This is a genomic window from Isoptericola sp. NPDC055063, assembly GCF_053608125.1.
This window is the reverse complement of record NZ_JBSGUW010000016.1, coordinates 121,972-137,174: the sequence shown is the minus strand read 5'-3', so window position 1 is coordinate 137,174 and position 15,203 is coordinate 121,972. Positions and strand designations below refer to the sequence as shown.

General features: G+C 68.9%; 10 protein-coding genes. 3 read left to right on the top strand and 7 right to left on the bottom strand.

Features of this window, described 5'->3' with window-relative positions:
- The coding region (locus tag ACWF41_RS18780) for a M60 family metallopeptidase (protein ID WP_380347055.1) at positions 1-1,276 on the bottom strand (1,276 nt) is incomplete at its 3' end.
- Positions 1,277-1,911: 635 nt separating this feature from the next.
- Here ACWF41_RS18780 and ACWF41_RS18775 point away from each other — a divergent pair.
- From ACWF41_RS18775 to ACWF41_RS18765, 3 genes are all read left to right on the top strand, one after another.
- Complete coding sequence (locus ACWF41_RS18775) at positions 1,912-4,809, top strand: MGH1-like glycoside hydrolase domain-containing protein (RefSeq protein WP_380324200.1); 2,898 nt, start codon at positions 1,912-1,914, stop codon at positions 4,807-4,809.
- A gap of 343 nt (positions 4,810-5,152) precedes the next feature.
- Positions 5,153-6,841: a glycoside hydrolase family 36 protein gene (locus tag ACWF41_RS18770; RefSeq protein ID WP_380324203.1), complete on the top strand. Its 1,689-nt coding sequence runs from the start codon at positions 5,153-5,155 to the stop codon at positions 6,839-6,841.
- Between the two features lie 51 nt (positions 6,842-6,892).
- Entirely contained in the window at positions 6,893-7,960 is a 1,068-nt protein-coding gene (locus ACWF41_RS18765; RefSeq protein ID WP_380347053.1) for a LacI family DNA-binding transcriptional regulator, read from the top strand.
- A gap of 106 nt (positions 7,961-8,066) precedes the next feature.
- On the opposite strand, the gene ACWF41_RS18760 is transcribed toward ACWF41_RS18765, so the two are convergent.
- The 6 genes from ACWF41_RS18760 to ACWF41_RS18735 form a co-directional block, all read right to left on the bottom strand.
- Entirely contained in the window at positions 8,067-9,533 is a 1,467-nt protein-coding gene (locus ACWF41_RS18760) for a M60 family metallopeptidase (RefSeq protein WP_380324209.1), read from the bottom strand.
- 126 nt (positions 9,534-9,659) lie between these two features.
- Positions 9,660-11,264: a peptide ABC transporter substrate-binding protein gene (locus ACWF41_RS18755; protein WP_380324212.1), complete on the bottom strand. Its 1,605-nt coding sequence runs from the start codon at positions 11,262-11,264 to the stop codon at positions 9,660-9,662.
- A gap of 70 nt (positions 11,265-11,334) precedes the next feature.
- Positions 11,335-12,375 (bottom strand): ABC transporter ATP-binding protein, encoded by a 1,041-nt coding sequence (locus ACWF41_RS18750; protein ID WP_452183038.1) that lies wholly within the window; start codon positions 12,373-12,375, stop codon positions 11,335-11,337.
- Positions 12,372-13,376: an ABC transporter ATP-binding protein gene (locus ACWF41_RS18745; protein WP_380324138.1), complete on the bottom strand. Its 1,005-nt coding sequence runs from the start codon at positions 13,374-13,376 to the stop codon at positions 12,372-12,374. The genes ACWF41_RS18750 and ACWF41_RS18745 overlap by 4 nt, the downstream gene beginning before the upstream one ends.
- Before the next feature lie 5 nt (positions 13,377-13,381).
- Positions 13,382-14,281: an ABC transporter permease gene (locus ACWF41_RS18740; RefSeq protein WP_380324141.1), complete on the bottom strand. Its 900-nt coding sequence runs from the start codon at positions 14,279-14,281 to the stop codon at positions 13,382-13,384.
- Positions 14,274-15,200 (bottom strand): ABC transporter permease, encoded by a 927-nt coding sequence (locus tag ACWF41_RS18735; RefSeq protein ID WP_380324144.1) that lies wholly within the window; start codon positions 15,198-15,200, stop codon positions 14,274-14,276. The genes ACWF41_RS18740 and ACWF41_RS18735 overlap by 8 nt, the downstream gene beginning before the upstream one ends.
- Positions 15,201-15,203 lie beyond the last annotated feature (3 nt).

Sequence of the window (15,203 nt, the reverse complement as noted above, 5' to 3'; positions counted from 1 at the left end):
CGAGCAGGTCGTCCGCCTGCTGACGCACCACCTTGTGCCAGTCCGGGAAGAAATCGTCGCCGTAGGCGAGGCGCAGCTGCTCGAACGGCAGCACCCAGGTCGCCCGCGGGAGGTCGCTGTACTTGTCGACCCCCGTCTTCAGGGCCGCCATGCCGTCGTCCCAGTCCGAGGTCCCGCTGGAGTTGACCGCCCGCAGGCGCGGCACGGAGCCGTACTCGCTAAAGTCACGTTGGGCCGCCAGCGCGTACGTGTTCACGCTGGCCTCGAGCAGGTCGCTCGGAAGGACGGCCGACTGCTGGTGCTGATGGCCGATCTCGTGCCAGGGGCCGAAGCCGTAGATGCGCAGCCCGTCGACCTTGAGCAGGTTGTCCTGGATCGGCACGGGATAGACCGTGATCTCGTCCCACGCGTACGCACCCACCCCCTGGATGACCTTGGGGAAGCCGATCAGGTGGTGCACGCCGGCCGGCGGTGCGTCCGGCGCGCCGACCGGGCCGTAGCCGGCGACCTTGTTCTCGACCGTGATGATCCGGTCGAGCGCCGCCAGGAGCTGGTTGTGGTGCTCGTTGCGGTACTTCAGCAGCGCCTGCCGGGTCACCGTGATCATCGACTTCTTGCCGTATAGCTCCACGAAGGGTGCGTCCAGGCGGTCGAGCTGCCGCTGGAACGCCGCCTCCCCGGTGACGCCGCGGGTGAAGGTCGCCATCTGCTCGGCCGTGTCGCCGAACGTGAGCGTCGCGGTCGACGGCGTCGCGGTCTTGGACTGGAAGTCGATGTAGACCACACCACCGTGCACGTCCGAGACCGTGTTCTTCCCACGCGCCAGTGGCGTCAGGCGCGTGGGGATCTTCTTGTCGTTCTCGTCGATCTGGCTGTCCGGCGCGCCGATCGAGACCGACGGCACGCCGTTCGGGTCGTTCGCCTTCACGCCCGAGACCGTGATGGTCAGCTCGGTGTTCGGCGGCAGATACAGGCCCGTCGGCTGCAGGTCCGTCGTCGGGGCGTACTCCACCCCGACCCGCGCGGCCTCGGCCAGCGCCGACGGCGCACTCGCGAACTGCTGCGTCCAACCATTCTCCGTGCGGGTGGCGACCTTGGCCTGCGTCGGTTCTACGACCTCGGCCTGGAGCATGGTCCGCAGCGGGGCCTGCGCCTGGGGCGCGAACGACGGCGCGGAACTCGCCTGCGCGGCCACCGCCGGGACCAGCAGAGCGCTACAGCTGACGACACCCGCCACCAGGCCGGCGAGGGGACGACTGAGGAAACTTCGGGGCATGCGGATCTCCTTCAAGAGACGGGCATCAGTGACCGGACAAGGAGCAAGCGCTGCTCATTGAAGGCCGCGAACCATATTGATGTCAAGGGTGCGATTATTTGGGTCGTCGGAGCGGCGCGGATCGGCCCCCTGCCTCGGTCGGATGCGCTGCCCGGTCCGGGCTATGAGCTCGTACGGGGGCGGTGTGGAGTGCGCGGCGGGGCCGTGGCGCTGGCGGCGGCGTCGACGCCGTGAACCCGCCCCCCGCCTGTGGCGCGCGGTTGCGCGTCGATCCGGGCGGCAGTTCCTGCGCCACCTGGCCGCCCATGCCGGGAGCCGAAGGTTCCTTCACAGGTCTAGACAACTGTAAGTTTGTAATCCATCATTGCAGGCGCCAGGACGAACTGGCTCGGCGCGGCTCGAGGTGGAGCTGCTCGGCGGTGCCATAGGGCCGAACGGAGTCCCACGTGTCGCCGGGCCCCGGCGCCCCCACTCAGGAAGGACGACTCATGCCCATCCCACAGTCCAGGTCGGAGCGCTCTGCGGCTCGACCACGCGCCCGGCTCGGTGCCGCGGTGCTGACCGCCGGCGCGTTGGTCGTGACATGCGTGGCCCCCGCCGGAGCTGCAGCCCTCCAGGGCGTCCCGTCCACTGGCGTGTCCCAGGAGGTCGTCGCGAACGTGAAGCGTGCCGTGTCCTATCCCGACGTCATCGACCGGACCGGTACGCCGGCCAAGGCCGACATGGGCGGGGTGAACCTGCTCAGCCCGTTGTTCGACGCGGGGTCGTACCACGCCTACGGCTTGCCGGCGCCGGGTGACGTTGACACGTACGGTGGGTTCACCGGCCCGCTGGCGTACGCACAGGAGTCGCCGTGGTACCTGAGCAAGGCGCTCACGAGGCTACAGCTGCGGGACGCGAAGACGGGGGCCGAGCTCGCGCTGCCGGCTCCCACGACCCACTCCTACCCAGGCCGCATCAGCCAGACCTACGAGGTGGACGGTGTCACGCTGACCCTCGACCTGCGGTTCGTCTCGCAGCAGACGGCGCTGGTGACGGCCGAGGTCAGCTCGGCGAAGCGTCGCGCGCTGGAGGTCTCCTGGACGGGGGACCTGATGCGTCCGGAGACCGAGCCGCGTAAGTCTGCGCCTTCTCTCAGGGCGAGCAAGAACGGTGTCGAGGTGCGGTTCGAGGCGACCAAGGCTGCGCCGTACTTCTATGACGGCACCGAGGCGCTTCAGGTGCGGCACGCCGATCCGACCACCACGGTGGTGGACGGGGACAGCTACGTCACGACCCGTGACGAGCCGCTGGTCGCCACTCGCGAGGCGCAGCGCCTTGCCTGGACGGAGACGTACACGTTCACCGAGGACGAGCGGCTCGAGGCGACCGTGGCGGCCACCGAGGCGCTGCGGCGTCCGGACACGGCGATCCGCGCGACCGAGCGCCGGTGGGACGGCTACGTCAAGAACGCGGTCGAGGGTGTGGCGCCCGAGTACCGGCGAGTCGCTGTGAAGTCGGTCGAGACGCTGGTCAACAACTGGCGCGGGCCGGCCGGCCAGTTCGAGCACAGCGGCATGGTCCCCTCCACCAACCACAAGATCTACTCCGGCGGCTACTGGCCGTGGGACATGTTCAAGCAGGCCGTCGGCACCACGATCTTCTCGCCTGAGCTCGCCCGCGACATCGTGCTCGCGGAGTTCGAGAACCAGTTCACCGAAGGGCCCGACGCGGGAATGATCCCCGACGTCGTCGGGTTCCGCACCAAGGAGCAGGGCACCGCCCACTGGAACGCGCGCAACACCAAGCCGCCGCTGGCCGCATGGGCGGCCTGGGAGGTCTACGCCTCCGACCCGGACCAAGAGTTCCTGGCGGAGATCTACCCCAAGCTCAAGGCCGAGCGTGACTGGTGGTTCAGCCACCGCGACCATGACAAGAACCTCCTGCTGGAGTACGGCGCGTCGATGGACGCTGCCAACAACTCCGACGATGCCGCCCGCCTGGCCGCCGCGTGGGAGAGCGGGATGGACGACGGCCCGCGCTTCGACTTCGGCGGGGACCTCAAGGTGGTGCACAACACCGATGCTGAGGGAAACCAGATCGGGTACTCCCTGAACCAGGAGTCGGTGGATCTCAACGCGTTCATGTCGATGAACACCCGCGCCATGGCGAAGCTGGCCGACAAGCTCGGCAAGACCGAGGAGGCCGCGCAGCTGCGCGCGGACGCCGACGCCATCGACCAGGAGATCCGGGACACGATGTACGATCCGGAGTCCGGCTGGTTCTACGACAAGTGGCTCGGCGCCGACGGGCCGCGCCTGGATTACGGCAAGAGCATCGAGGGCATCATCCCGCTGATGTCGGGCACGGCGACGCGGGAGCAGGCGGACCGGGTCCGCGAGAACGCGCTCGACCCGACGCAGTTCAACACCTTCGTGCCGCTGCCTCCGATCTCCGCCGAGCAGGACACATACGACCCGGACTCCTACACGCGCGGCAGCGCCTGGCCCGACCAGGTCGGCTTCGCCGTGACCGGGTTCAACCGGTACGGGCTGTTCAACGACGCGGAGCTGCTGCGTAGCAAGCTCTTCGCGAACGCCACGGGGCTGGGTCAGGGCGACGAGCCGATCTGGGAGAAGTACGACTCGAGCAATGGTGACGGGAACAACACCCCGAACTTCAGCTGGTCCGCCGCCGGCATCCTGACGATGGTGCGCGACACGGACCAGGTCGCCCGCCGCACGACGGCCGCGCTCGGGCTGGAGGCGGACGCCGCCTACGACGGCGGGCCTGTCGCGATCGCGCCCGGCGAGCCGATCGAGGTCACCTCGACGTTCCAGGTCACCGGGAGCAGGGAAGCGTCGGACGTGTCGGTGGCACTGTCCACGCCGAAGGGCTGGTCCGCGACGCCGTCCGGCACGACCACCGCCCGCAAGATGAGCGGCGGCACCCAGCTGGTCACCCGCTGGAAGGTCACCGCCCCGGAGTCGGTCGAGACCGGGACGTACCGGGTCAAGGCGCGGGCCGAGTGGAGCGGCCGCGACCTCGAGGAGAGCACGACCAGCGCGCTGCTCCTCACCGTCGTGCCGCCGGCCCCGCAGGGCACCAACTTCGTCAGTGACCTCGAGTGGGTCTCGGCCACCAACGGCTGGGGCCCGGTCGAGCGCGACACGAGCGTCGGTGACTCGAGTCAGGGTGACGGCAACCCGATCGCCATCGGCGGCACCGAGTACGCGAAGGGGCTCGGTGCGCACGCGAACAGCGACATCGTCGTGCACACCGGCGGCCAGTGCTCCTCCCTGACGGCTGACGTCGGTATCGACGATGAGTCCGGTGACCGCGGCAGCGTCACCTTCGCCGTGCTCGCCGACGGCAAGGAGGTCGCCTCCACGGGCGTGCTGCGCGGGGGCGACCCTGCGGAGAAGGTCGACGCCGACGTCACGGGTGCCTCTTTCGTCACCCTGCGCATCGGCAACGCAGGTGACGGCAACTCCTCCGACCATGCTGACTGGGCGGCCGCGACGCTGACCTGCGACGAGGCCACGCAGCGCTGACACGTACGCGCAATCACGCCGAGAGGGCGTCTCCCCACGGGGAGTCGCCCTCTCCTCGTCTGGACGACGTGCGGCGAGACGGCGTCACCAGATCTCGACGAAGGGTGGATCTGGCCTTCGTCGCATGTAAAATTGCATGATACGGCCGCATATATGCAGCGCACCGGGGTGATGGCGTCAGGGACGAATCGGTCTGCTCGTCCGAGGGCATGACATCGACGGGTTCTCGCTGGTCGCCTGGTCCCACCCGGTACGTCCGAACGTCTCAGCTCTTCCTGCACCGCATCGCCGCAAATGTCGCAGGCACCCGCACGGGTGCGATCAAGCAACAGGAGTCCTCCACGTGCTACTCGAAGACCATCAGCTCTCGCTCGTCGACTGGTCGGAGCTCTCGCTCGGGCTCCGCCTGGGGACCGGGGGAGGGTGCCGTGTGCTCGGCGTGCACGACGAGGGGGCGGTGACCAGGATCCGGCTCAAGGTGGTCGACGGCGGTCAAGTGATCCTGCAGTCCCCCCTGGGTGATGCGTGCGGGTACTGGTACCCCGGACTCGGCGGTGACCGCGGCCTGCCCGCTGACTGGGAGGGCTCGGACCGGTTCAGCGCGATCCGGTCAGCGCCGTTGGGAGCCCTCTACGACGCCGACGGGCGGAGCCAGCTAGCGTTTGGCTGCAGCTGGACGACCGGTGAGGGCGAGCTGCAGTTCGGCGTGTCCGAGGAAGAGAAGAACTTCGTCGTACGACTGCCCGTCGACGGTCGCGTGACGGCGCGGACCGACGAGCTCGAGCTCGTGCTGCTGCGTGACTCGCGTCCGGTCGCGGTCGCCGTGCGCACGATCGTCGACGCGCTGTACGCGGGCACCCCGGTCCGCCAGCCCGCACGTGCTGCGGTCGAGCCCGTGTACTCCACCTGGTACGCCTACTCGCAGCGCATCTCCGCCGAGACCGTCGGGCGGGATCTCCCGGTCGCGGCCGACCTCGGGTTCGGGTCCGTCTTCCTGGACGACGGGTGGCAGCGCTTCGGTGATGGCCGCTGGTACACGGGATGCGGCGACTGGATGCCCGACACGGAGAAGTTCCCCGACCTGACCGCCTTCGTCGAGTCGGCGCACGGACACGGGCTCGACGTCGTGCTTTGGCTCGCGCCGCTGCTGGTGGGTGAGCAGAGCGACGCCTACGCCAGGCTCCAGCGTTTCGCCACCTCGTACTCGGCCGGGTTGCGGGCCTGGGTGCTGGACCCTAGGCACCGTGAGGTACGGGAGCACGTGGCGATCACGTGCGGGCGGCTCGTGGCCGACTACGGTCTGGACGGGCTGAAGATCGACTTCCTCAACAACGCGATGGCGTACGCCGGGACACCTAGCACGGGGGACCTGGACGACGTCGGGTTCGCGATGGTTGACCTCCTGCAGCGCGTAGCGGAAACGGTCGACGCGTCCCGGCCCGGTGCGCTCGTCGAGTTCCGGCAACCATACGTCTCGCCGGTCGTCGGGGCGTATGCGGACGTCGTACGTGCCACCGACTGCCCCGCGGACGCGGACCAGAACCGGATGTCGGTCGTGGACCTGCGGGTGCTGGGCGGGGGACAGGTCGTGCATGCGGACCCGATCATGTGGGCCCCCGAGGCGTCGGCCGAGTCCGTGAGTAGACAGCTGTTCGCAGGGTTCTTCGGGGTGCCGCAGGTGTCGATGCCGCTGGGAGAGCTCTCGGAGGAACACCGGCGCACGGTCGCGAGGGAGCTATCGCTCTGGCGCGCGCTGCGCGGCACGCTCCTCGGTGGGGACCTCGAAGTAGGGCCACCCAACCGTGGCTATCCGGTGGTGCAGGCGCGTCGCGGCGACCAACTTGTGGTGGTCGCCTACGAGGCAGCCGTTGCCGATCTGAATCTGGAAGGCGTGCGTGAACTCGTTGTCGTCAACGCGACGCCGACGCCTGGGGTGGCCTATCGGGTTGTCGCAGGCGGCGTGGACAGGCTCGCACCAGTGGGATTCCTCGAAGTGCCGCCGTGGAGCGTGGTCCGGCGCGTCGGCGCCTGACCACGGGGCTGGCGCGCCGCTAGGCGACGAGGTGTCTGCATCGGCCAGACTATGCCCATGAGCGAGCAAGGTGACGATGCGGTTGCGGCGACCGAGCGGAGCGGGCGGCGTCCGCGGTCCCCGGCTGGGACGGTCCGCCTTGCCGAGGTCGCTGCGATCGCAGGCGTGAGCGACGCGACCGTGAGTCGCGTCCTGAACCGCAAGTACGGGGTGTCCGTGTCGACGCGCAAGGCGGTCGAGAAGGCACTGAGGCAGGTCGGATATGAGCGGCCCCTCAAGGGCGAGATCGTGGTGATCCTCGTTCCCGGACTGAAGACGCCGATCTTCGCCGCCATGACCTGGGCGATCGAGCAGGAGCTGACGCCGCACGGCCTGCGTGCCTTCCTCTGTCCCATCGTCCCTGGATCGGTCATGGAGCGGGACTACATCGAGCCCATGCTCGATGCGGGCATGGTCGCTGCAGTGTTCCTCTCGGCGAGTAACACGTTGCGTAACGCCGATCCGATGGCCCGCCACCTCCTCGAGGGGAGGGGCATCCCATACATCAGCGTCAACGGTGCCTTCTCCGACGGGCAGTCTCCGGTCATCTCGACCGACGACTGGCACGCCGCCGAGCTCGCCGTCTCGCACCTGTACGACCTCGGGCACCGACGCATCGGGATGTGCGCAGGTCCCGCCGGCAACACACCGGCCGATCGGCGCATCGAGGGGTTCGTCGCTGCGATGGACGCCCGCGGGCTGAACGACGCTGCGGACTACGTGGTGCGGCATCACTTTTCGGTCGATGGGGGACGCCATGCCGCGGACGAACTACTCGCTCGCGGCGTGACTGCGATCGTGGCATCGAGCGACGACATGGCGCTCGGGGCGATCCGGGCGGCGAAGCGCAGGGGGCTCGAGGTGCCGAAGGACGTGTCGGTCGTCGGCTACGACGACTCGTACATGCTCGACTTCACAGATCCGCCCCTGACCACGGTCCGGCAGCCGGTCGAGACCCTCGCCGAGAACTGTGTTCGCACACTTGTCACGATGATCCAGAATCGCACCGTGCGGGCTACCGAGTCGTTCGTCGACCCGGAGCTGCGGCTACGAGGCTCGACCGGACCCGTGCCGCGGTAGTCCATCCTCAGTGCTGATCGCTCCGTGCTGACGGGCAACCGCGACGTGCCCATGGAGCGGGAGGTCGTCCCGCACCGTGGGCACGTCGTCGCTCTCGAGTGATGTGTCAGTCGCCCCAGATGCTGGGTTCGTCGATGTTGGTCTCGCGCAGGGTGGTCGGGTCGACGGTCGGCTGGGGGAGGTGGTCGATCTTGTTCTTCGTCTCGTCGGTCACGGTCACGCCCCAGGTGGTCCAGAAGTCGGCCAGGTCGTGGTGGGTGGCGAGGCTGGTGGCGTAGACGAGGTTCTGCCACAGCTGGAGGTCGGCCTCGGGGGAGTGGCCGTCGTCGGAGTAGAGCGTCTGGAACGTCGTGGGGTCCTGGCGCACCATGGTGTGCCAGCGGGTGATGTAGTCCTCGCCGAATGCCAGCCGCAGCTGCTCGAACGGGATCATGTCTGACCCACGGACGTCGTCGTCGTACGAGTCGATCCCGGCATCGAGGGCGGCCATGGCCTGGTCCCAGCGGCTGGTGCCGTCCTTGGTGATGGCGCGCAGGCGGGGCTGCTGGCCGTAGTCCTCGGTGAACCGACGCTGCACGGCGAGCGCGAAGACGTTGGCAACCACCTCCACCGTCCTCGCGGGGGTGGTCGAGGTGTTCTGGTGCTGGTGGCCGAGCTCGTGCGCGACGCCCCACCCTCGTTCGCGCAGGCCGTCGACGGTCAGGACGGCGTCGAGCCCGCCCTCGGAGTAGGTGGTGAACTGCAGCCATGCCTGCGCCCAGGCGCCGGGGAGATTGCCGGGGTAGCCGACCAGGTGGTGCGGTCCTTCCGGGCGTTCGCTCTCGGGTCCGGCGGAGCCGTAGCCGGCGACCTTGTCCTCGATGCGGACGATCCGGTCCAGGGTGCGCATCAGCTTCGCGTGGTTCTCGTCGCGGAAGGGGAGTACCTGGTAGCGGTAGAACGTCATCATCGAGTCGTCGCCGACGAGCTCGACGAAGGGCGCGGTGTGCTGGTCGAGCTCGCGCTGGAACTCACGCTCGGTGGTCTCGCCGAGGGTGAAGGTGGCCATCTGCTCGGCCGCCTTCCCGATGGTGACCTTCGCGGTGCTCTTGGAGTCGTTGTCGCCGTGCCAGACGAGGTAGACCGGGCCGCCGTAGGTGTCGGTGATGGTGTTCTTGCCCGGCGTCAGTGCCAGGATGCGGGTCTTGAGGCGCTTGCCGTTCTCGTCGAGCTGGGCCTCTGGCACGCCGATGGCGACCGAGGGAAGCCCGTCGTCGCCCTTGAGGTGTGCCTTGACGTTGATCGTGACCTGTTCGCCGGGCTCGAGGTAGGTGCCGGTGGGCTGCAGGTCGGTGGCGCCGGTGTAGGCCAGGCGCAGCCGGACGCCGCTGTCGTCGGCGGACTCGCGCGGGCTGACCGACACGACGGTCGGGGCGTCGGACGACCGCTCGCCCCGTGCGGCGGCGAGGGCCGGTGCCGTCGTCGTGGTGGATGCCGCGGTGGCGGCCGGCAGGGCGAGCCCCGCGCAGACGGCGGTGGTCGTGGCCAGGGCCGCGAGCCGGGTGGTGGTCAGCCTGCTTCGTCGTTGATTCATGCTGTCTTCCTCCATGCATGTCGCCGTGTAGGGACGACGAGCGGGTGACCCCAGCGGCAAGGGCCACCCGCTCGTGGTTGGTGCAGGGTGGTACGAGGAGGCCGCACGACGGCGGCCGCCGTGAGATCAGCCCACGTACTTGGCCCGGTACATCTGGATGTCGCCCTTTGCGGAGACGGTCTGCGCCTTCTCGCTCTGCAGGCCGTAGACGTTCTTCCAGTACAGCGGGGTCACGGGCAGGTCGCGCACGACCTGGTCCTCCACCAGCTGGAAATTCTTGGCGCGCTCAGCCTCGTCGGGCGCGGCGAGTGCCTTGGCCTCGAGCGCGTCGACCTCGGGGTTGCTGTAGGCGTTGGCGTCGTTCCCGTCCGCATGCGTGACGTACTGGCTGAGGAACTGGTCCTCGGAGGCGTAGGACAGGCCCCAGCCGCCGAAGTAGATCCCGTCGAAGGTGCCGCCGCTGCGCTGCTCGGCGACCTCGGGGCCCAGCCCGGGGGCGATCTCGACCTTGATGCCCAGGTTGGTTTGCAGCTGGTTGGAGATCGCCTCGACGACCTGGTCGTTGGCCGGGCTCGTCGAGTAGATGATCTTCACGCTGCCGTCGAACCCGTTCGCCTCGGCCTTCGCGAGGCTCGCCTTGGCGGCGTCGGGGTCGAAGGCGCACGCGTCGCAGACGCCCTCGCGGTAGGTCTCGAACTCGGGCGGGATGATCGCGTCGGCAGCCTGCCCGTGCCCCTTGAGCACCGAGGAGACGATCGCCTCGCGGTCGATGGCCTGGGAGATGGCCCGGCGCAGGTTGACGTCCTTGTACTTGTCGAGGTAGGCCGGGAACGCCAGGAACTGATGGTTGTGCCGGCGGTCGTCCTGGAAGAGCGCCTGCTCGCCGACGTCGGCCTTGGCGCGCTCCACCATGTTCCCGTCAGGGGCCCGGATGAGGTCGAGGTTGCCGGCGACGAAGTCGGTGTAGGCGGCCTCGATGTCGGTGTAGATCTTGAACTGGAAGGTGTCCGCGCCGCCGCCGAAGGCTGCCTCGTCGCCGGGGAAGTCGTCCCACTTCTTGAGCGTGATCTGCTCGTTGTGGTCCCAGCTCTCGAACTCGTAGGGCCCGTTGCTGATCGGGTGCTGGCCGTAGGCCTCCGGGTCCTCGTAGTACGACTCGGGCAGCGGGCAGAAGGGGTTCGAGCTGAGCAGCATCGGCAGGTCGCCGTTGGGCTCGGTGGTGGTGATCTCGATGGTCTTGTCGTCCACCGCCTTGAGGCCCGAGAGCGTCTTCGTCTTCGGCGTGCTGCCGTCGGCGGGGTTGAGGTCGGCGTAGCCCTGGATCGGCTGCATGCTGCCGTTGCCGCCGAGGGCGTTGGGTGCGTAGGCGGTGGCGTTCCACGCGTCGACGTAGGACGAAGCCGTGACGGGGGTGCCGTCCTGGAAGGTCCAGTCCTTGAGCTTGATGGTCCAGTGCTGGTTGTCGTCGGAGTCGATGCTCTCGGCGACGAGCGGCTCCAGCTCCAGGGTCTCGGCGTTCATCTCCATGAGGTTGGCGCACATCGCCATCCCGACCTGGGTGCCCGTGTCCATCTGGGGCACCAGGCTCGTCGGCTCGACGAGGAACGCGGTGAGGGTCTTGTCCCCGGTCTCGGCCGGGGACGCGCCGTCGTCCGCCGTTCCCGATCCGCAGGCCGTCAGGAGGAGCGGGACCGCGGCCAGTGCCGCGATCCGCAGGTAGGGCTTCGTCATCGGAGTTCCTTCTGTGGTGGGGAAATGCGCTGGTGAGAGAAGTTGTGATGCCGTGGTGGTCGACGACGGGTCAGCGACCGTCGTCGACCACGTCCTCACGGAAGTGGCAGCGCGAGAGCTGGTCGGTGCCTCCGACCGGCGACAGGTCGGGCGCGACCTCGGCGCACACGTCCTGTGCCATCCAGCACCGTGACCGGAACCGGCATCCCGGTTCGGTGCCGATCGGTGACGGCGGGTCGCCCTGCAGCAGGATCCGGTCCCGTCCGGGCCGATCGGCCCGGAGCTCAGGCGCTGCGGACAGGAGGGCCTTGGTGTAGGGATGGGCCGGCCGGTCATAGACGCGGGTGACCTCGCCCGTCTCGACGACCTTGCCCAGGTACATCGTGAGCAGCCGGTTCGAGACGTGGCGCACGATCTGCAGGTCGTGGGCGATGAAAAGATAGGAGAGACCGAGCTCCTCCTGCAGGTCCAGGAGCAGGTTGATCACCTGCGCGCGTACGGAGACGTCGAGCGCGGAGACCGGCTCGTCGCAGACGAGCAGCCGAGGGCTGAGCGCGATCCCGCGCGCGATACCGATCCGCTGTCGCTGACCGCCCGAGAACTCGTGCGGGTATCGGTCCACGTGGCCGGCGTTGAGGCCCACCAGCTCGAGGAGCTCCTGGACCCGGGCACGCCGCTTGTTCCGAGGTACGACGTCGTCGTGGATCTCGAAGGGTTCGCCGACGAGCTCCCCGACGGTCATGCGGGGGTCCAACGAGCTGTACGGGTCCTGGAAGACGAGCTGGACCTGACGCCGCCACTCGCGGCGGTCGACACCCCGGAGCTCGGCCACGTCATGGCCCTCGAACAGCACCTGGCCCTCGGACGGCTGCTCGAGCCCGACCACGATCCGCGCGAGCGTCGACTTCCCGCAGCCCGACTCGCCCACGACGCCGACCGACTCGCGGTGGCCGATCGTGAGGTCGACCCCGTCCACGGCCCGCACCACGGACCGGTGACCGGCGGGGAACCTCCGTCCGGTCTTGTAGTGCCGCGTCACGTCGCGCAGCTCGAGCAGGGGGGCGACCGGCTTCGCCGCGGGGTCGGCCGGTCGGACGTCAGTGACGGTCATACGTGGATCGCCTCCTCGGCGTAGTGGCAGGCAGCCTGGCGCCCCGGGTGTCCCCCCGGTACGGCAAGCAGCGACGGCCGGTCGTGTCGGCACATGTCGGTGGCGCGCGCACACCGGGGGGCGAAGGCGCACCCCGCGGGGATCGCGGCGAGGTCCGGCGGCTGTCCGGGGATCGCCGGGAGGCGGCTCCCCTTCAGCTCGGCGCTCGCCACGGAGTCGCACAGGCCGCGGCTGTACGGGTGGGCTGGGCCGGTGAGCACCTCGGCGGCCGTGCCGGACTCCACGATCCGGCCCGCGTACATGACCGCGACACGGTCCGTCACCTCGGACGCGACCGCCAGGTCGTGGGTGATGAGGACGAGTCCCATGTCGCGCTCGCGCTGCTGCTTGCCGAGCAGGTCAAGGATCTGGGCCTGCACGGTGACGTCGAGGGCGGTGGTGGGCTCGTCCGCGATCAGGACCTCGGGGTCGAGCGCGAGCGCGAGTGCGATCATGATGCGCTGGCGCATGCCGCCGGAGAACTGGTGCGGATAGTCGTCCACCCGGCGCTCTGCATCGGGGATGTTGACCAGGCGCATCATCTCGACGGCGCGGTCGCGGGCGTCGCGCCGGGACATCCCCCGGTGCACGCGGTAGAGCTCGCCGATCTGTCGTCCGACGGGATGGACCGGGTTGAGCGCGGTGAGCGCGTCCTGAAAGACCATGGAGACCGTGCTGGCCATCAGGGCGCGCCGATCCTTGGGATCCATGTCGAGCAGGTCCTCCCCGTTGAGGAGTACCTGGCCGTCCCGGACGTGCGCAGGGGGCGACTCGAGGATCCCCATGACGGCTCCGGCGGTGACCGACTTGCCGGAGCCTGACTCGCCGAGGATTCCCAGGGCTTCGCCGTGCCGGAGGCTGAAGGACACCCCGTCGACCGCGCGGACCAGGCCGCGGCGGGTGCTGAACTCGACGACGAGGTCGCGGACCTCAAGGACGGGAGGGCGTGGTTCGTGGGTCATGGGCCTCACCGGTTCTTGGGGTCGAGCGCATCCCGGACGGACTCGCCGAAGAGGACGAAGGCCAGGACCGTGACGCTGAGGAAGATGGACGGGAAGAGGAGCAGGTGGGGGTTCGTCGTGATCTCGGTCTTGGCGTCCGCAAGCTGCAGACCCCAGGAGACCGCGGGCTTCGCGAGCCCGATGCCGATGAAGGTGAGCCCCGCCTCCGCGGCGATCACACCTCCGATCCCGAGGGTCTTGAGGACGACCAGCGGCGTCAGCGAGTTGGGGATCACGTGCCGGCGCAGGATGCGGACGTTTCCCGCTCCGAGGACCTTGCTGGCCTGGACGTACTCACGGTTGCGCACCCCGAGCACGGCGGAGCGCATGAATCGCACGCCGCCGGGCCAGTAGAAGAGTGTCAGCGCGAGGCAGACGGTGGCGACGGTGCGCTGCTCGAAGAGCTGGAGCACCACGATCGCGCCGAGCATGAACGGCAGGCCGAACATGACGTCGCAGATGCGGGAGATCAGGCCGTCGACCCAGCCGCCGACGTAGCCGGCGATGCTGCCGACGACGGCGGAGATCACGAAGGACGCGATGGTGACGGCCAAGCCGATGACGATGGACGGTCGGGCGCCGTAGATCACCTTCGAGTAGTAGTCGCAGCCGAGCGTGTCGGTACCGAACCAGTGCGCGGCGCTCGGCCCGGTGATGCCGACGCCGAGATCGCAGTTCGCCGGGTCGTGGCCGTCGATGCTGGTGAACAGCCACGGGAAGGCCGCCATCACCAGGACGAGCAGGACGAGCGCGGCGGAGATGGCGAACCGGGGCTGGCGCAGCAGACGGCGCAGCGCGTGCTCGGGCTTCGGCGCGGAGCTGGTGACGGCGTCTTCGCGGGCGCCGAGCTCGGCGAGTTCAGTCATTGCGGATCCTAGGGTCGATGAGGCCGTAGCTGAGGTCGACGAGGAGGTTGAAGATCAGGTAGGCGAGGACGAGGACGGTGGCGATGCCCACCACGACCGTGCCCTCCTGCCGGGTCAGCGACTCGACCATCAGGCCGCCGATGCCGGGCAGGTTGAAGATGAACTCGATGATCACGGCGCCGCCGAGCATCCCCGCGAGACTGAGCCCGAGGTAGGTGACGACCGGGACCATCGCGTTGCGGAAGGCGTGCCCCCAGATCACGCGGCCGGGGGAGAGCCCCTTGGCGCGTGCGGTGCGCAGGTACTCGGCCCGCAGCACGTCGACCAGGCTGCTCCTGGTCAGTCGGGACAGGCCTGCCGAACCCTCGATGGCCATCACCAGCGCCGGCAGGATGAAGGCCATCGGCCAGCCCTCCTGGATGCCGACGACGGGGAACCAGCCGAGCTTCAGGCCGAACATCCACTGCGCGCCCATCGCGACGACGAAGCCGGGCAGCGCGAGGAAGAGCACGGTGAATCCGAGTGCGAAGTGGTCGGCGGCCCGGCCGCGTCGCAGGCCCGACCAGATGCCCATGACCAGCCCGATCGTCACCTTCATCACGAAGGCGGTCGCGGCGAGCTGCAGGGTCACCGGCCAACGCTGGGCCATCAGCTCGGAGACCGGACGGTTGTAGAAGTCGGTGCCGAAGTCGCCGTGGAAGATCCCGCTGACGTAGTACCAGTACTGCACGAGGAGCGGCTCGTTCAGGTGGTACTGCTCGCGGAGCGCATTGACCGTCGACGGGGGGAGCGGCCGGTCGGGGCTCATCGCCGCGATCGGGTCGCCCGGCAGGGCGAACACCAGGGCGAAGATGAGGAAGGTCGTACCGAGGAGGATCGGCACCATCTGGAGCAGGCGTCGCAGGGAGTATCCGAGCATGTC

What these genes read in the sequence shown, in the direction of transcription:
- ACWF41_RS18755 (WP_380324212.1), bottom strand. Translation starts at nt 11,264, where the DNA reads ATGACGAAGCCCTACCTGCGGATCGCGGCACTGGCCGCGGTCCCGCTC.
- ACWF41_RS18735 (WP_380324144.1), bottom strand. Translation starts at nt 15,200, where the DNA reads ATGCTCGGATACTCCCTGCGACGCCTGCTCCAGATGGTGCCGATCCTC.
- ACWF41_RS18740 (WP_380324141.1), bottom strand. Translation starts at nt 14,281, where the DNA reads ATGACTGAACTCGCCGAGCTCGGCGCCCGCGAAGACGCCGTCACCAGC.
- ACWF41_RS18760 (WP_380324209.1), bottom strand. Translation starts at nt 9,533, where the DNA reads ATGAATCAACGACGAAGCAGGCTGACCACCACCCGGCTCGCGGCCCTG.
- ACWF41_RS18765 (WP_380347053.1), top strand. Translation starts at nt 6,893, where the DNA reads ATGCCCATGAGCGAGCAAGGTGACGATGCGGTTGCGGCGACCGAGCGG.
- ACWF41_RS18745 (WP_380324138.1), bottom strand. Translation starts at nt 13,376, where the DNA reads ATGACCCACGAACCACGCCCTCCCGTCCTTGAGGTCCGCGACCTCGTC.
- ACWF41_RS18750 (WP_452183038.1), bottom strand. Translation starts at nt 12,375, where the DNA reads ATGACCGTCACTGACGTCCGACCGGCCGACCCCGCGGCGAAGCCGGTC.